Below are 16,562 nucleotides of genomic sequence, written 5' to 3'. Positions count from 1 at the left end.
AGAATGCCGGAATGGCTGAGGACGCATCATGAAGTTTTTGCTGCAGATTTTTACCTGGTGGAACGGACAGACCGTCGGCACCCGTTTCCATACATGGCGTTTTGGAACACGCGTCGGCACCGATGAGTTTGGAAATGTCTACTACACCGGTGGCAAGGATTCCGAAGGGCGCTCCCGCCGCTGGGTTATTTACAATGGTTACGCGGACGCTTCCGCCATTCCTGCCGGCTGGCACGGTTGGATGCATCACCGCACCGATGTACCGCCTGCGGACGAAAACTATCAGGCGCGGGACTGGCAGCAGGCCCACCGTCCAAACCCGACCGGTACCGCCATGGCGTATCGCCCTCAGGGTTCCATTGCCAAGGGCGGTGAACGTCCTCGCGTAACAGGCGACTACGATGCCTGGACACCCGGCGGCTGATCGGCATTTCGCCGCAATGTCAAACTAGATCGTACCTGAATTTTGGGGCCCATGATGATCGATGGGTTTCAAAAAGCTTCTTGACGGCTTGACGCAACAAACGCTGTATTTACGGCGGGGATACGCAATGAGTGATGCTAGGATAATGAAAGGCGTGTTCGGGGTTGCCCGTACACTTGCTCCCTGCGTAGCAGCGCTCGCGTTCGTATTGATAACCGGCCAAGCGTACGCCAATCGCATATCCAACCCTGTCGCTGTCTTCTCCGGCATTGATAAGATTACCGGACGAATCACAACCTTTGACGTATATATTGGCGAGACCGTTCAATTCGGTGCTTTGCAGGTAACGCCGCGGGTCTGTTACAATCGTGATGCGACCGAAACACCCAAGACAACCACCTTTGTTGAGGTCGATGAAATTACGCTGGACCGTAAAATCCGTCGTATTTTTACGGGTTGGATGTTTGCAGACAGTCCGGGCCTGAACGCTGTTGAGCACCCCGTCTATGACGTCTGGCTGCAGGAGTGCAAAGCCAGCTCCGATCTGCCAAAGCCCGATGCGGCTGCGCAATAATCAGAATTCAAGATCGGGCGATGCCATCGCTCTAGCGAGCAACCGCTTGTAGTCCTTTTTCGGCACTTCGATCGTACCGAACTGGGACAGATGCTGCGTGGTAAACTGGGTATCGAGAAGCGTGAACTGTCGGTCTTTCAAATGATGGACCAGATGAACGAGCGAAATCTTGGACGCATTGCTGCGGCGCGAAAACATGCTTTCGCCAAAAAAGGCGGAGCCAAGGGAGACGCCGTAGAGACCTCCGACGAGCATGTCACCCTCCCAGGCTTCAACGCTGTGAGCGTGGCCCATACGGTGCAGTTCCGAGTACAGCGAGCGTATGGTTGCGTTGATCCATGTTGATGGACGATCCGGGGCAGGGGCGGCGCACTCTTCCATCACCCGTTTAAAAGCTGTGTTGGTGCGAAGCGAAAACGGCGCTTTGGCCATTGCTTTGGAGAGGCTGCGCGGAATGTGGAACGCGTCCAGCGGAATAATTCCACGAAGTTCGGGTTGAACCCAATATAATTCCGGGTCATCCGCCGAGTCGGCCATGGGGAACAGGCCGATAGAGTAGGCGCGCAGCAGCAAGTCCGGTGTAATATCCGGTTGCCGGCTGCGCGACCCTTTCATTTACTGCGCTTTCGGCGGCGTTGTCTCAGCCAGATAGTTTTCCAGCCAATGGATGTCATAGTCGCCGTTGGCGATGTCCTGATTGTTGATGAGGTCCTGAAACAGCGGCAGTGTGGTCTTGATGCCGTCGATGACAAACTCATCCAGAACACGTCGTAAGCGCATCATGCATTCCACACGCGTACGGCCATGAACAATCAGCTTGCCGATCAGGCTGTCGTAGTAGGGCGGAATTCGGTAGCCCTGATAGGCACCCGAATCGACGCGAACACCAAGCCCGCCCGGCGCATGAAAATGCGTGATCGTGCCCGGAGAGGGAACGAATGTTCGTGGGTCTTCAGCATTGATACGGCACTCGATAGCATGTCCGCTGAACACGATATCGTCCTGCGTAACAGACAGGCCACCACCGGAGGCCACGCGAATCTGCTCGTGGACCAGATCAATCCCGGTGATCGCTTCCGTAATCGGGTGCTCAACCTGCAAACGCGTGTTCATTTCGATGAAGTAGAACTCGCCATTTTCATAGAGAAACTCAACCGTACCAGCGCCACGATATTTCAGCTTCTTCATGGCATCGGCGCAAATCTTGCCGATGGCCATGCGCTGTTCGCGGTTTAGGGCCGGAGAGTTGGCTTCTTCCCACACCTTCTGGTGACGGCGCTGGAGAGAGCAATCGCGTTCGCCGAGATGGATCGCATTGCCTTCACCATCACCTACCACCTGAATTTCGATATGGCGCGGCTTGGCAAGATACTTTTCCATATAAACGGCGTCGTTACCGAAGGCAGCCAAAGCTTCCGAGCGGGCCGTGGACACGGCTTCGGACAGTTCTTCCTCGTTGTGGGCAACCTTCATTCCCCGCCCACCGCCGCCGGCGGTTGCCTTGATCAGAACAGGAAAACCGATCTGCCGTGCAACCTCAAGAGCGTCGTCTTCACGCACTTCGCCGTCTGAACCCGGAACAACCGGGATGCCAAGCTCAAGCGCTGTCTTTTTTGCGGTGATCTTGTCACCCATGATGCGGATATGGTCGGCGGTCGGTCCGATGAAGGTAATGCCGTGGGCATCGAGAATATCGGCAAACTTCGCGTTTTCCGACAAAAAGCCGTAGCCGGGATGCACGGCATCTGCGCCGGTAATCTCGCAGGCGGCAACGATCTGATGAATGTTCAGATAGCTGTCGCGCGACGGCGGCGGACCGATGCAGACACTTTCATCGGCCAGTCGCACATGCATGGCATCAGCATCGGCTGTCGAGTGCACGGCAACAGTGGCAATGCCGAGCTCCTTACAAGCGCGCAGAACGCGAAGGGCAATTTCGCCGCGATTGGCAATAAGGACTTTTGAAATCATCAATTTGCGCCTTATTCAATAACGATCAGGGCTTCACCATATTCGACAGGCGCGCCATCCTGCACGACAATCTCCTTGACCTTGCCAGACTTGGGGGCAGGGATCTGGTTCATCGTTTTCATGGCTTCGATGATCATCAATGTCTGCCCTTCCTTGACCGTCGCGCCGACTTCAACGAATGGGCGCGCACCCGGTGCCGGGGCCAGGTAGGCTGTGCCGACCATAGGTGAATTAACCGTGTTGGCCGGGTTGCGTGCGCTTTCTGCGGCAGGTGCAGTGGCAGCGGCTGGTGCACCGGAAGCAATTCCAGGCGCAGGTGCCAACGGAACAGGTGCTGAAACATATTGCGGTGTGCCGGCGCGCGAAACGCGGATGCGCAGATCATCCTGCTCAACTTCGATTTCGGTCAAATCCGTCTCATTGAGAATGTTCGCGAGATCGCGGATAAGTCCCTGATCGATACCGGGTTTCTGGTCAGCCATGTTTAAGCCTCTGTTTGAACTGTCTGGATTGTGTGCAGCGCACAAAGCGCCTTGATGGAACTGAACGTACCGAAACCGCACCTTGTATAATCATCCGTTGCACAAACCATGGATTTGTGGCGGAATTCTTTTCGTCGACACAGAATTAGGACGGTATCGACAAGCGCGACGACAAGGTTCCGCGCATTCAGGATAGACCTGTTGGATACGAAAAATGTCGGTGCCATAGAGGGTTCCGGTTCATTGCTTGAACTTATCTATAAACGCATGAGAACGCGAGGGAAAGCCCTTTGGAGGCCTTACCCTGTTGGTCCACAAGTGGACGGCAGCTCTGTTTTAGCAAGTTGCCTTGCCGCAGGCGCGCACATTGGCGATTTTTTGCTGCAAGGCCGCTGCTCCGACCGCACCGGAAATGGTCTCCGTTCCGATCACGTAAGCTGGCGTGCCGGTAATGCCGAGATCGGTTGCCAGCTTGTAGGCCTCACGCACGGAGGCATCGTCTTGCCTTTCCATGACAGCGCGAAGAGCGGCCTCTTTTACGCCCAACCTGCCTGCCAGTTCCACGGCGGTTGCTTCATCCGCACGACCTTCGCCGCCCAGAAGCGCACGGTGAAACTCTGGATATTTTGCCGGGGCAAGCGATTTGAAGGCAGCGGCAACCTTGTGCGCTTCCATGGACTCAGGACCGAGAATGGGAAGTTCTTTCAGAACAAAGCGAAGCTTCTTATCTTCGGACAGAAGAGCGTCCATATCGGATAGCGCCCGCTTGCAGTAGCCACAATTGTAGTCGTAGAACTCAACAATCGTTACATCGCCATCGGGGTTACCCAGCACCGCATCGAATTTCGAGTTGAAAATTGCCTGCGTATTTTCAGCGATCTTCACTTCGGCCTGTTTGCTTTGTGCGGCTTGTTGTTTCTTCGTCAGGGCGTCCTGCACCTCCAGCATGATTTCAGGATTCTCAACCAGATACTCACGGATGAAGCTGCCGATTTCCTGTTTCTGTTGATCGTCGAGCGCGTAGCTTGCGATTGGCGTGGACAGGATAGATGCGACGAGAATGCTGGCAGCAAGCAGTATTTTTTTCGGCACGGGTGAACCTCTTATTCGGCGGATCGGTTTGAGACGATCATACGTTTCTGCCTGGAGTTTCGAAACCCTGCGGTTAGTATAAATCACAAACATCAGACGACAGTCAAATCCCTAATGAAATCAATGAAATAGGTACTAATTCGGAATCAAAATGTTTGCTTCGTACCAACCTTGGGCCAATGAAATCAAATGCTTGAAGCCCGCGCTTAACTCAGTTTCGAAAACAAAAAACCCGGCGCAAGGCCGGGTGTTTCGCAGATATGATTGACTTACAGGAAGCCTTTACGCTGCCACCAGCCACCTTTTTTCGGCTTCGCAGCCTCATCATCGGTCGTTGGCGTGTTCGATGAGGTCACCGTCGCTTCGCCGGTCACCACATCGCTACCGCGATTGGCTCGCTTGGGCTTGGTGGCGGCAGCTTCGTCCAGGTCGGCGGCAGCATCCTCAACCTTCGCATCGACTGGTGTAGCGGCGGCCTCAGGCTCCGCCGGAGCATCCGTTGGCTGACCCTCGATCTCAGCCTGTGCAGCTGTGTCGACTACGGCTGCCTCAGACACTTCGGCAGCAGGAGCAGCTTTTGGCTTGCGGGCCCGTTTTGGCTTTGCGGGCTTAACGGCTTCTACCGGCTCCGGTGTTTCAGCTGAAACGGACTCCTCGGTTACCGGCTCCTCAGTTACGGTCGGCGCTTCCACCACCGCGTCAGGTTCAGTGCTGCTCGCTGCAACGTCTGTCGCTGCCTCTGAAACCACGTCGCCTTCGTGAAAGGAGGCGGATGTTTCAACCTCGGCGTCCGGTGTTGCCGTGTCAGCGGAAACCGCTTCGTCACCTTCAGGGCGATTGCGACGACCACCGCGTTTTCCACGACGCCGGCGCTTGCGACGCTCGTCTGCACTATCGTCGCCGTCACTGACCGTTTCGGTTTCGGCAGCGGCATCGTCTCCCGCGTCATCCTCGTCCGAATCATCATCCTCGGCAACGGTGATGCCGTTGGCTTCAGTTGTGGATCCTGCGCTTTCGTCAGCGTGACCGTTGCGGCCGCGACGACGACGACGACGCTTGCGCTTGCGCCCGTTCTGGTCGTCGTCGGAAGTTGTGGCCACCGTTACGACAGCTTCCGGCTGTGCTTCGATGTCTTCTTCATCGATCTCGTCTTCAATGACGGGATCTTCCTCTTCCTCGATGTCGGCAGCGAAGTGGATGATCTGCTCGATTGTCACCGGGTTCTCGACAGCCTCACCGCGATCAATCGCAAAGTGCAGGGCACCGACGTCCGCGTCTGCCTCGATGGTGATGGAAACGCCAAAGCGGTTTTCAAAATCGATCACCGTGCTGCGTTTCTGGTTCAATACATAGAGTGCGATATCCGGCGTCGTCCGTGCCGTAATGTTGTGAGTGGTGTTCTTCAGCAAATACTCTTCAATTCCACGCAGCACATGCAGCGCGACGGACGACTGGGAGCGGATATAGCCCGTTCCGGCGCAATGCGGGCAAACCTGCATCGTGCTTTCCAGCACCGATGCGCGGATGCGCTGGCGCGACATTTCCAGAAGACCGAAGTGCGAGATGCGACCGACCTGAATGCGGGCGCGGTCGTTTTTCAGGCAGTCTTTCAGCTTCTTCTCAACAGCGCGGTTGTTGCGCTTTTCTTCCATATCGATGAAATCGACGACCACCAGACCGGCAAGGTCGCGCAGGCGCAACTGGCGCGCAACTTCTTCGGCCGCTTCCAGATTGGTTTGAAGCGCCGTGTCTTCAATCGAATGCTCACGGGTCGAGCGACCGGAGTTCACATCAATGGCGACTAGGGCTTCGGTCTGGTTGATGATGATATAACCGCCGGATTTCAGCGTAACCTGCGGCGTCAGCATACGGTCGAGCTGCGCCTCAATCCCCGAGCGGGAAAAGATCGGGTGAACGTCCCTGTAAGGCTGAACGACCTTGGCGTGGCTCGGCATCAGCATCTTCATGAAGCCCTTGGCTTCGCGGTAGCCTTCTTCGCCGGAGACGATGATCTCACTGATATCTTTGTTGTAGAGATCGCGGATCGACCGCTTGATAAGGCTGCCTTCCTCATAAACGAGGCATGGAGCTGTCGAGCTCAGCGTCAGCGTGCGGACGTTTTCCCACAGGCGCATCAGATATTCAAAGTCGCGCTTGACTTCGACTTTGGTCCGGTTGGCACCCGCTGTGCGCAGGATCACACCCATGCCCTGCGGCACTTCCAGACCCTTTGCAATGTCCTTGAGGCGCTTGCGATCCTGAACATTGGTGATCTTGCGCGAAATGCCACCGCCACGCGCGGTGTTTGGCATCAATACGGAATAGCGACCGGCCAGTGACAGGTAGGTTGTGAGAGCCGCACCCTTGTTGCCGCGCTCTTCCTTCGCCACCTGAACCAGCAGGATCTGGCGACGCTTGATGACTTCCTGAATGCGGTACTGTTTGCGCGGACGGCGCGATGCGCGATCCGGTACTTCTTCCATCGCATCTTCCGCGCCGACGGACTCGATGACTTCTTTTTCTTCACCGTCATCATCATCGTCGTCACGGTTGCGACCACGGCCACGGCCCCGCGAGCGCGGCTCGCGCTCTTCGGAAATGGAGTCGGTATCGACAACGGCGGCCATCTCGCCACCCTTGCTGTCGTCTTCATCCACTGTTTCGTCGCTGACCACGGGTTCAGCGGCCACGTCATCTTCAGGCGTCTCGGCAACGGTCTCTTCCGCCGCAGCTTTGCTTTTTGTGCTGCGACGAGGGCGGCGGGTCTTTGGCTTCTCGACGACCTCTTCAACAACCTCTTCTGCTGCGACAGAAGCGGCGGCTACGTCCTCCGTCGGTGCGTCTTCTGTTGCGGCTTCGATGTCTTCAACGGTATTTGTCTCGATTACAACACCGTCTTCCGCCTCGGCGTCAGGCTTGGAGGTATCGACGACCTCGGTGCCCGTCTCGACGGATTCGATGTCGTCGTCGTTGCGCGCATCTTCCGCTTCGGCGCGCAGAAGAGCCTGACGGTCGGCAAGTGGAATCTGGTAATAGTCAGGGTGAATTTCTGCGAATGCAAGGAAGCCGTGGCGGTTGCCGCCGTAATCAACAAATGCTGCCTGCAGGGAGGGCTCTACGCGTGTGACTTTCGCGAGGTAGATATTGCCGCGAATCTGCTTTTTATGCTCAGATTCGAAATCGAATTCTTCTATCCGGTTACCGCGGACAACAACAACACGGGTCTCTTCAGCGTGAGACGCGTCGATAAGCATTTTTTCTGCCATTTGAGGTGTGCTCCTCGGCGCAGTCTCAAAAAGGCAGGCAAACGATTTTCGATAGAAAACTTGCAATGCAATTCAGCGAGTGCGCCGGATGGTGATATTCTTGCATGGCGCGCAGCAGTGCACAGCAGCCAGAGGGAAGCGGGAACATTTTCGCTCCGCAAACTCTTCACTTCTGAAACATATGGCTGAGACAATATCAGCGCCCAAACTAGAATGACAAAGTCGATAGGCCTAAGGCCCGATGAAATACCCGCTAGGGCTTTTGGTGAAAATCACCATGAACTTGCCCGGCCACCGCCGGTTATGCGATCCAATGTTTCAGGGGAAAAGCGAGGCGACGGCTGATGTATCATCGTTACAATCGGCAAATGGCCTGCGTTACACGCGAATCCGACCATGCTTGGCGCCAAACCTCAATCAGTTGTGCGGCCGCCGTTTGTGACACTATCCCGTCAACACTTTCTCCCTCGCTTTGCTTGTAAGTTTTCTCGTCCACATTGGCAAGGGAAAAGCCAAATCCGCCATAATATTGATGGATTCGTTCCTCTGAGGTGCCCCCTGGTTGCAGCTGGTATGCCTGACACAGGCTACACGTTTTAAGCTCCGGTTAACTATACAATGGCACAACTGCTGGCATGGCGCGTGTGAGAACAGTGATGAGTGTGATGCGGCGAACGGCCGGGCAGACAATAGTCAAGCCAGTGCAGACATTCCTTCTTGGTATGCTTGCCTTAATGGTTCTGGTCTGTGGTTTTGCCAGTGCAGCCCCACTGGTCGCGTATGAAGCGCGTATCGCGGGAGATGATGCCAGAACACGCATTATCCTTGACTTCGATCGCAAGCCTGAGTTCAGCCTTCATTACCTTACCGGTCCCGCTCGTATCATCGTTGAATTGCCCGAAACGTCATTCGGTTTTCCAGACGACCAATTGAAGGCACGGGGTCTGTTTAGCGACATTCGCTATGGCGCGATGGGGCAGGGCCATGCTCGTCTCGTACTAACATCGGCACGCCCTGTCGCCATGGTGCTAACGGACGTGCAGGAAGTAGAGGGCGGGAAAGGCTTTCGGCTGATACTGGACGCTGCCATCACCACGGACAAACGATTTGCCGAATTGGTCGCGGCCCAGAGCTGGAAAACAGATTCAACCAAGTCCGTCCGGCCCGTCGAGCCGGCAAAGCCCGGCGATTATCTCATCGCGGTTGATGCTGGCCATGGCGGTATTGATACCGGTGCACTCGGCTTTGCGACGAAAACCGAGGAGAAGCACGTCACGCTCGATTTTTCCCGCCAACTGGTCGATGCTTTGAATCGGCAAGAGGGTGTGAAGGCCTTTTTGACGCGGGAGAAGGATGAGTTCCTGTCGCTGCCGCAGCGGGTGCAACTCGCCCGTGAAGCGCGCGCCAGTCTCTTTATATCCATTCACGCCGATACGGTCCGGCAAAAGGATATTCGCGGCGCCACGGTCTACACCATTTCGGATCGCGCATCCGACAGCCTTGCTGCCAATCTTGCCGCCCGCGAAAATCTCTCGGACCAACTGGCAGGTGTCGCCATGGAAAGCGAACCGCCGGAGGTGGCTGACATTCTTCTCGACCTGACCCGACGCGAAACGCAGGTGTTTTCCATCAATCTCGCCCGCTCGATTGTCGAATCATTTGAGGGTCAGGTGAACCTGATCAACAATCCGCACCGCCATGCGGGTTTTCGCGTTCTGCAGGCGCCGGATATTCCGTCGGTTCTGCTTGAGCTTGGCTTTATGTCGAACAAGGATGATGAGAAGCTTTTGCTGGATGCGGAATGGCGCACCAAGGTTGCCGATCTCGTCAGTAACGCTGTGCGGAAGTACCGCGCGCCTGTCGTCGCAAACGGCGGATAATCCGTCAAAAGTATCCGGCAATCCGGTTTCGGACATATTTTCCCGCTAGGTTTTGTGTTGCAAATAGAGCAGCATCGCTGTTTAACGAGCGCGCTTCTGTTGCTTTGCGAAATGCAGCCCTATTTTGCTCACATTCCGCACGATACAGCGGAGAGGGCTCCTCGCGTATTGCCGCGCAGGATGCTTGGGCTTGAACGGACGTTCTGGCCCTGTAACGGCAGATGATAAGGTACCGGTAGCCGCTGATGATCAGATTGATTGGATATTTCTTCGGAATCGGTGTCTTTTTCGTGCTTGGCGCTGCCGCGGTAGCTGCTGTTTATCTAAGCGTCATTACCAAAGACTTGCCGAACTACGAAGTTTTGAGCACCTATTCCCCGCCGGTGACCAGCCGCATTCATGCAGGCAACGGCGAGCTTATGGCAGAATATGCCAATGAACGGCGTCTGTATCTTCCCATTCAGGCAGTGCCGGACCGGGTGAAGGCTGCCTTTATTTCTGCTGAAGACAAGAACTTCTACAACCATCCCGGTGTTGATCCTACTGGTCTGGCGCGTGCGGTCATTTCCAATATTCAGAACGCACTCGCCGGTGGTGGTCGCAGACCTGAGGGCGCGTCCACCATTACACAGCAGGTCGCCAAGAACTTCCTTTTGACGAGCGAGCAAAAATACGAGCGCAAGATCAAGGAAGCAATTCTGTCTTTCCGTATCGAGCAGGCCTATAGCAAGGACCGGATTCTGGAGCTGTATCTCAACGAGATCTATTTCGGCATGGGAGCCTACGGCATTGCGGGCGCAGCGCTGACCTATTTTGACAAGTCGGTATCGGAACTGTCGATTGCCGAGACCGCTTACCTCGCAGCTTTGCCAAAAGGTCCCAACAACTACAATCCCTTCAAGAACACGGACGCCGCTGTCGGACGTCGCGATTGGGTTATCGATCGCATGGTTGAAAATGGCTATGTGACCAAGCCGGATGGCGATGAAGCCAAGAAGCAGCCTCTGGGTGTAAGCCTGCGTCGCGGCGGCACCCATCTGTTTGCCTCGGACTACTTTGCAGAAGAGGTTCGACGCCAGATCATCCAGCGTTACGGCGAAAAGCAGTTGTATGAGGGCGGTTTGTCTATCCGCACGTCGCTCGACCCGCGCATCCAGATTGCTGCCCGCAAAGCCTTGCAGGACGGCTTGATTGGCTATGACGAACGCCGTGGTTTCCATGGCCCCCTGAAGTCCATCGAGATTGGCGGGGACTGGGGTGTACCCCTGGCGGACATTCCGGCCTTCACCGATGTTCCCGAGTGGCGTTTGGCGGTCGTTCTGTCCGCTGGCAAAAACGGTCTGGAGATCGGTTTGCAGCCCGGCAAGGACGGTTCCGGCAAGGTCGTGGCCGAACGTCAGACAGGCCGTGTGGCGGCCAATGATATGAAATGGGCCTACCGCTCCTCCAACAATGCGCGAAAAGCCGCGCGGTCTCCTGCCGATGTCGTCGGTCCGGGCGATGTCGTTTATGTGGAAGCACTGGCTGACGGCGGCGACAGCTATCGTCTGCGTCAACCACCGAAAGTGCAGGGCGGTCTGGTTGCCATGGACCCGCATACGGGACGTGTGCTGGCGATGGCTGGGGGCTTTTCCTACAGCCAGTCCGAGTTCAACCGTGCGACGCAAGCCATGCGCCAGCCCGGTTCTTCGTTCAAGCCTTTCGTATACGCGGCTGCGTTGGACAACGGTTACACACCAGCATCCGTGATTCTGGATGCGCCGATTGAAATCACCAACGGCAGTCAGGTCTGGCGGCCGGAGAACTACGGTGGCGGTTCGGCTGGTCCGTCCACGCTACGGCTTGGCATCGAGCGCTCCCGCAACTTGATGACGGTGCGTCTGGCGCAGGATCTGGGTATGGAGATCGTCGCGGAATATGCCGAGCGATTTGGTATCTACGACAAAATGATGCCGGTTCTGGCTATGTCGCTGGGCTCGGGCGAAACCACGGTTTTGCGCATGGTGTCGGCCTATGCAGTCCTTGCCAATGGCGGCAAGCAGATAAAGCCCTCCCTGATCGACCGAATACAGGACCGATACGGCAAGACGATCTTCAAGCATGAAGAGCGGATTTGCGAAACCTGCACCGCTGGCGCATGGCAGGAGCAAGAGGAGCCGACGGTCACGGATAATCGCGAGCAGGTTCTGGACCCCATGACCGCCTACCAGATTACATCCATGATGGAAGGCGTCATCAAGCACGGAACTGCGGCTGGCAAGGTTAAGCTGGACCGTCCGGTTGCGGGCAAGACCGGAACCACGAATGATGAAAAAGATGCGTGGTTCGTCGGCTACACCGCCGATCTCGTTGCCGGGCTTTACATCGGTTTCGATTCACCGACGCCCATGGGACGCGGCGCAACTGGCGGCGGCTTGGCATCTCCCATGTTCAACGAATTTATGCAGGCTGCGGTGGCCGGCACACGGCCGGTGGAATTCGTTGTACCTGAGGGTATGAAGCTTATTCCTGTGAACCGTAAGACCGGAATGGAATCGGCTGCAGGAGATCCCGATACCATTATGGAAGCCTTCAAGCCTGGCACAGGGCCAGCGTCCGTGTACTCGGTCATCGGCGGCAATGAGTATGTTCCGCCGGAGGAAATTCTCCGTTCGTCGCCGCAGGCAAATCAAGCGGTAACATCCGGAGCTGGTGGTCTTTATTAGCGCGTCACTTTACAGAGAAGTTTTGGATGGCTATGCAGGCCAACTCCGAACCATGGCAAGAAAAGACAATTATGCGGAATGAAATCGAGAACATTGTCGACGAAATCAAGCAGGCTATCAGCCTGTTGAGGAGGCATCTTTGACTGGGATCAGGCGGTAAGACGACTGGACTGGTTGAACAACAAGTCGGAAGATCCGAGCTTATGGAACGATGCTGCCGAGGCCCAGAAGCTGATGCGCGAACGCCAGCATCTGGATGACGGAATCACTGGTTTACGCGCTATTGAAACAAGGTTGCGTGACAGTATCGAACTCATCGAGCTTGGCGAAGAAGAGGGCGATCAGGACATTATAACGGACGCCGAGAATGCGCTCCGGGAGCTCAGAACCGAAACGGCGCGCGCCCAAGTCGAAGCCATGCTGTCTGGAGAGGCTGATGCTAACGACACGTATGTCGAGGTGCATTCGGGTGCCGGCGGTACGGAAAGCCAGGATTGGGCCAACATGCTGTTGCGCATGTACACCCGCTGGGCCGAACGTCAGGGTTACAAGGTCGAGCTTCTGGAAATCCACGACGGGGAAGAAGCCGGTATCAAATCTGCGACCCTTTTGGTCAAGGGGCATAACGCCTATGGCTGGATGAAGACTGAGTCGGGTGTTCACCGTCTGGTGCGTATTTCACCCTATGACAGCAATGCACGGCGGCATACATCGTTCTCCAGCATCTGGGTTTATCCCGTTGTTGATGATTCGATACAGATCGACATCAACGAAAGCGACTGCCGCATCGATACGTACCGGGCGTCTGGCGCAGGTGGGCAGCATATCAACACGACCGACTCGGCAGTGCGAATCACGCACGTTCCAAGCGGCATTGTGGTGCAGTGCCAGCAGGAACGCTCGCAGCACAAGAACCGGGCAAAAGCCTGGGATATGTTGCGTGCCCGTCTCTATGAAAGCGAATTGAAAAAGCGCGAGGATGCTGCCAACGCGGAAGCGGCATCAAAAACCGAGATTGGTTGGGGGCACCAGATTCGCTCCTATGTTCTCCAGCCCTATCAGCTGATCAAGGATTTGCGCACCGGCGTTGAAAGCACGAACCCGCAGGGCGTTCTTGATGGTGATCTCAGTGACTTCATGGAAGCTGCCCTTGCGCACCGCGTCAATGGCGGCTCCGACGCGGTCGTGGATGATCTGGCATAATCGGTGAGCGGCCATTCTAGCCGCTCAATTTGCCTTGGCATCAAAACGAGAACTGTTCGGCGAGAATGCGCTCCGACCATGAATGGTCGGGGTCAGTGAGCATACGAGCGGTCGAAGACGTCGCCTGCGCAATGGTCAGTTTCTGAACCGATTTGACTTCGACATGATCGGCAACCGCATTCACCGGACGTTTTTCCGATTCGAGAATTTCGATCTCGACCGTCGCCCTGTTCGACAACAAAGCGCCGCGCCAGCGCCGGGGCCGAAACGGCGAGACCGGGGTGAGGGCCAAAAGAGGTGCATCCAGGGGCAGAATTGGACCGTGAGCCGACAGGTTATACGCGGTCGACCCGGCAGGGGTTGCAAGTAGTATTCCATCGCAGGTTAATTCTTCAAGACGCACACGTCCATCCACCACGACGCGTAGCTTAGCCGCCTGAAAGGACTGGCGAAACAGATAGACCTCGTTGATGGCGAGCGCACAGATCTCGGATCCATCAGATCCGACCGCCCGCATTTCCAGCGGCTGGAATGCATTTTCCACCGCGTTTTCAACGCGCTGCTGCAAGCCCTCGACGCGATAGCGGTTCATCAGAAACCCGACCGAGCCTCGATTCATGCCGTAGACAGTTTTATCGCTGCCCATGGTCGTGTGAAGGGTTTGCAGCATAAAACCATCACCTCCAAGGGCAACCACCACATCCGCATCAGCAGGCGCTACATGCTCATACGCCTCTTTCAGTTCGGCTGCGGCCAGTTGCGCATCGGGTGCATCTGACGCGACAAATGCAAGGCGAAAATTCTGTGGGATCATCGTCTATTCCGATTCGCTAACTGTTCCGGCAGGCAGACTAGCACGCTCGTCGCACTCAATCAGGCGACCATTCGCCTCTGTCTGCTTTCGCCCCAAACTTAAATTGCACATGATGCATTTTCCGCTTTACACCACCACAGAATATGCTAATTCCCTCCGCAGCGCCGCCCTTATAGCTCAGTTGGTAGAGCACCTGATTTGTAATCAGGGGGTCTCGGGTTCGAATCCTGATGGGGGCACCACTTTTTTCCTTTATTCTGTAATGGGTTCGCCGCAAGGCAGATATAACGTATTGAGCCAGATGGTTTTTACGGTCCCATGAACAGCTGTGCGTCCTCCGGACTGTGAATCCACACCCATGCACCATGTCACCAGTTCGGCGGATAAACCGAATTGCTGGCCGAGATAGTTGGCGGCATAGGTAATGCCGTCGCTGCAATCGGGCGATTTACAGAGATTACCTTGCTGCGCGACCTGTAAAAGCGCTGCTTTTCCCAGCGATAGATTCCAGCGCGCAACGGCGACCGCCGTAACGAGAATCACAGCGACGACGGCGATAACGATCACTGATCTGCGCGACATGAGGATTCCTCGCAATAATGGATGGCCCCGCAGTGGCGGGACCGGAAGGTATCGATGCGCGGGTGGCGTCAGCGACGATTGAGATAGCCGGTGACGGCATACAGTGAAATGGCCGCAGCGTTCGATACGTTCAGCGACTTGATGGCCCCCGGCATATCCAGCCGAGCCAGCGTATGGACCGTGTCCCGCGTTTTCTGGCGTAAGCCTTTCCCTTCCGCGCCCAGTACCAAAGCGATCTTTTGACCGTTCAGGCTACCTTCCAGAGGGGCGGGGCCTTCCGAATCAAGCCCTATGGATGTGAACCCCATCGAATGGAGTTCATCCAGCGCGTTGGCCAGATTTGTGATCTGTATGTAGGGGAGCATTTCCAGCGCGCCCGACGCCGACTTTGCCATCACGCCCGATTCGGTCGGACTGTGGCGTATTGTGGTAATAATAGCGCCCGCGTTGAACGCAACAGCCGAGCGCATGATGGCGCCCACATTGTGGGGATCGGTCACTTGATCCAGCACCAGAATCAGGGGGCTGTCCTTCAAAGCATCCAGCCGCTTGACCGGCAAGGGTTTGGTCTCCAGCATAACGCCCTGATGGATCGCGTCAGGTCCAAGGATATTGTCCAGATCCTGTGGCTTTACGGTTTCCACGGGGAAGGGCAGATTGTCCGGCAGTTCCAGCCGGATCGCCGCGTTCGGCGTTACTGACAGTTTAATGATTTTGCGCTGCGGATTATCCAAAGCTGCACGCACGGTATGAATGCCGTACAGCAGCACCTGCTCTGGCGCCAATGCCGGCGGCTTCCAGTCTGCCGGGCCTTTTCGGCGTCGGTCATCGCGGGGCGTTGGTATATCTCCACGCTCGCGTTTTGCATCACGGTGCGCGCGCCGCAACGTGGCGTAATGGGTGTCTTTTGGGTTCTTGGTATCAGGTGTATCTTTGCTCATGTCGGCTTATACCTTGCGAACGTGAACTCGCAAAGTCGGGAAGGCCGTAAAGGCGGGACGGATTGAACGAATTCGCAAATTCCTTCATTTTTTCTGGCTGTTCGTGTTGACAGAGTCAAAGAGGCCCGTCATATACCCGGCGCAGATTGAGACGCCGACGAACGGACCGGATCAATCGAAAATGCTTGGTCGCATGATCCAGACAGATACCTGGAGGGATGCCCGAGTGGTTAAAGGGGACGGACTGTAAATCCGTTGGCTCAGCCTACGTTGGTTCAAATCCAACTCCCTCCACCATTCTGTCACCGGATCAAAGGCCGCGGGTATAGCTCAATGGTAGAGCAGCAGCCTTCCAAGCTGAATACGCGGGTTCGATTCCCGCTACCCGCTCCAAGCGGATAGCTTTCGAAACAAGCAGATTGGTCTGTACCGAGAGGGTAAGATGAAACCCGCTTTGTTCTCTTAAACAAACATTTAAGTCTTGCGCTAACTGACTGAAAGCCTTAAACGGCTGCACAAACCGGTATCGCCGGTTGCGCACACTTTCTATGACAGGAACGTTCACTATGGCAAAGAGCAAATTTGAGCGCAACAAGCCGCACGTCAACATTGGCACGATTGGCCACGT

The 16,562-nt window shown here is 55.9% G+C and carries 13 protein-coding genes, 3 tRNA genes and 1 pseudogene; 9 read left to right on the top strand and 8 right to left on the bottom strand.

The window, feature by feature from the left end; genetic code table 11:
• The first annotated feature begins 28 nt into the window (after positions 1 to 28).
• Together IFT84_RS00080 and IFT84_RS00075 are read left to right on the top strand one after the other, a co-directional pair.
• Positions 29 to 424 (top strand): NADH:ubiquinone oxidoreductase subunit NDUFA12, encoded by a 396-nt coding sequence (locus tag IFT84_RS00080; protein ID WP_192116621.1) that lies wholly within the window; start codon positions 29 to 31, stop codon positions 422 to 424.
• Positions 425 to 551: 127 nt separating this feature from the next.
• On the top strand, positions 552 to 998 hold the full coding sequence (locus tag IFT84_RS00075) for a DUF2155 domain-containing protein (RefSeq protein ID WP_244651038.1): 447 nt from the start codon (positions 552 to 554) through the stop codon (positions 996 to 998).
• On the opposite strand, the gene aat is transcribed toward IFT84_RS00075, so the two are convergent.
• The 5 genes from aat to IFT84_RS00050 all read right to left on the bottom strand — a co-directional run bounded on the left by aat (position 999) and on the right by IFT84_RS00050 (position 7,809).
• Entirely contained in the window at positions 999 to 1,613 is a 615-nt protein-coding gene (aat, locus tag IFT84_RS00070; protein WP_192116620.1) for a leucyl/phenylalanyl-tRNA--protein transferase, read from the bottom strand.
• Positions 1,614 to 2,969 carry an acetyl-CoA carboxylase biotin carboxylase subunit gene (gene accC / locus IFT84_RS00065; RefSeq protein WP_192116619.1) on the bottom strand — a complete coding sequence of 452 codons (1,356 nt, stop codon included), beginning with the start codon at positions 2,967 to 2,969 and terminating at the stop codon, positions 1,614 to 1,616.
• Between the two features lie 11 nt (positions 2,970 to 2,980).
• A complete protein-coding gene (accB, locus tag IFT84_RS00060) occupies positions 2,981 to 3,451 on the bottom strand; it encodes an acetyl-CoA carboxylase biotin carboxyl carrier protein (RefSeq protein WP_192116618.1) in 471 nt (156 codons plus the stop codon).
• 336 nt (positions 3,452 to 3,787) lie between these two features.
• Positions 3,788 to 4,543 carry a DsbA family protein gene (locus IFT84_RS00055; protein WP_342212815.1) on the bottom strand — a complete coding sequence of 252 codons (756 nt, stop codon included), beginning with the start codon at positions 4,541 to 4,543 and terminating at the stop codon, positions 3,788 to 3,790.
• Between the two features lie 269 nt (positions 4,544 to 4,812).
• Positions 4,813 to 7,809 (bottom strand): Rne/Rng family ribonuclease, encoded by a 2,997-nt coding sequence (locus tag IFT84_RS00050; RefSeq protein ID WP_192116616.1) that lies wholly within the window; start codon positions 7,807 to 7,809, stop codon positions 4,813 to 4,815.
• Between the two features lie 665 nt (positions 7,810 to 8,474).
• On the opposite strand from IFT84_RS00050, the gene IFT84_RS00045 reads away from it, so the two are divergent.
• The 3 genes from IFT84_RS00045 (at position 8,475) to prfB (ending at position 13,597) form a co-directional block, all read left to right on the top strand.
• Positions 8,475 to 9,689, top strand: a complete 1,215-nt coding sequence (locus IFT84_RS00045; RefSeq protein ID WP_192117526.1) for an N-acetylmuramoyl-L-alanine amidase — start codon at positions 8,475 to 8,477, stop codon at positions 9,687 to 9,689.
• Positions 9,690 to 9,934: 245 nt separating this feature from the next.
• A complete protein-coding gene (locus IFT84_RS00040; protein ID WP_192116615.1) occupies positions 9,935 to 12,394 on the top strand; it encodes a penicillin-binding protein 1A in 2,460 nt (819 codons plus the stop codon).
• A gap of 71 nt (positions 12,395 to 12,465) precedes the next feature.
• Positions 12,466 to 13,597, top strand: a protein-coding gene (prfB, locus tag IFT84_RS00035; protein ID WP_192116614.1) for a peptide chain release factor 2 whose coding sequence is annotated in 2 segments (ribosomal slippage) — positions 12,466 to 12,534 and positions 12,536 to 13,597 — 1,131 coding nt in all. Because the reading frame shifts where the segments join, the coding sequence is not laid out codon by codon here.
• A 40-nt stretch (positions 13,598 to 13,637) separates the two neighbouring features.
• Here prfB and IFT84_RS00030 read toward each other — a convergent pair.
• Positions 13,638 to 14,411: an NAD kinase gene (locus tag IFT84_RS00030; RefSeq protein ID WP_192116613.1), complete on the bottom strand. Its 774-nt coding sequence runs from the start codon at positions 14,409 to 14,411 to the stop codon at positions 13,638 to 13,640.
• Between the two features lie 166 nt (positions 14,412 to 14,577).
• Between IFT84_RS00030 and IFT84_RS00025 the strand changes: the two genes are divergently transcribed.
• Positions 14,578 to 14,653 (top strand) — tRNA-Thr (locus IFT84_RS00025).
• Positions 14,654 to 14,663: 10 nt separating this feature from the next.
• Here the strand turns inward: IFT84_RS00025 and IFT84_RS00020 are convergent.
• The gene (locus IFT84_RS00020; RefSeq protein ID WP_192116612.1) at positions 14,664 to 14,993 is read right to left on the bottom strand and encodes a hypothetical protein; all 330 of its coding nucleotides are present in this window, start codon (positions 14,991 to 14,993) and stop codon (positions 14,664 to 14,666) included.
• 68 nt (positions 14,994 to 15,061) lie between these two features.
• Positions 15,062 to 15,934 carry a 23S rRNA (guanosine(2251)-2'-O)-methyltransferase RlmB gene (rlmB, locus tag IFT84_RS00015; protein WP_192116611.1) on the bottom strand — a complete coding sequence of 291 codons (873 nt, stop codon included), beginning with the start codon at positions 15,932 to 15,934 and terminating at the stop codon, positions 15,062 to 15,064.
• Between the two features lie 212 nt (positions 15,935 to 16,146).
• Between rlmB and IFT84_RS00010 the strand changes: the two genes are divergently transcribed.
• From IFT84_RS00010 to IFT84_RS21300, 3 genes and pseudogenes are all read left to right on the top strand, one after another.
• Positions 16,147 to 16,231 (top strand) — tRNA-Tyr (locus IFT84_RS00010).
• Positions 16,232 to 16,253: 22 nt separating this feature from the next.
• Positions 16,254 to 16,327: transfer RNA gene (locus IFT84_RS00005), tRNA-Gly, on the top strand.
• A gap of 173 nt (positions 16,328 to 16,500) precedes the next feature.
• Positions 16,501 to 16,562, top strand: a pseudogene (locus IFT84_RS21300) (GTP-binding protein); the annotation flags it as partial.

The sequence above is a fragment of the Rhizobium sp. CFBP 8762 genome, from assembly GCF_014841565.1.
Taxonomy (GTDB): domain Bacteria; phylum Pseudomonadota; class Alphaproteobacteria; order Rhizobiales; family Rhizobiaceae; genus CFBP-8762.
Note: the sequence above shows the minus strand (reverse complement) of the source record. Positions and strands in the feature narration are given on the sequence as shown.

Coding starts and splice junctions, on each gene's coding strand:
- IFT84_RS00080 (WP_192116621.1), top strand. CDS start 29: ATGAAGTTTTTGCTGCAGATTTTTACCTGGTGGAACGGACAGACCGTC.
- IFT84_RS00075 (WP_244651038.1), top strand. CDS start 552: ATGAGTGATGCTAGGATAATGAAAGGCGTGTTCGGGGTTGCCCGTACA.
- aat (WP_192116620.1), bottom strand. CDS start 1,613: ATGAAAGGGTCGCGCAGCCGGCAACCGGATATTACACCGGACTTGCTG.
- accC (WP_192116619.1), bottom strand. CDS start 2,969: ATGATTTCAAAAGTCCTTATTGCCAATCGCGGCGAAATTGCCCTTCGC.
- accB (WP_192116618.1), bottom strand. CDS start 3,451: ATGGCTGACCAGAAACCCGGTATCGATCAGGGACTTATCCGCGATCTC.
- IFT84_RS00050 (WP_192116616.1), bottom strand. CDS start 7,809: ATGGCAGAAAAAATGCTTATCGACGCGTCTCACGCTGAAGAGACCCGT.
- IFT84_RS00045 (WP_192117526.1), top strand. CDS start 8,475: ATGCGGCGAACGGCCGGGCAGACAATAGTCAAGCCAGTGCAGACATTC.
- IFT84_RS00040 (WP_192116615.1), top strand. CDS start 9,935: ATGATCAGATTGATTGGATATTTCTTCGGAATCGGTGTCTTTTTCGTG.
- IFT84_RS00030 (WP_192116613.1), bottom strand. CDS start 14,411: ATGATCCCACAGAATTTTCGCCTTGCATTTGTCGCGTCAGATGCACCC.
- IFT84_RS00020 (WP_192116612.1), bottom strand. CDS start 14,993: ATGTCGCGCAGATCAGTGATCGTTATCGCCGTCGTCGCTGTGATTCTC.
- rlmB (WP_192116611.1), bottom strand. CDS start 15,934: ATGAGCAAAGATACACCTGATACCAAGAACCCAAAAGACACCCATTAC.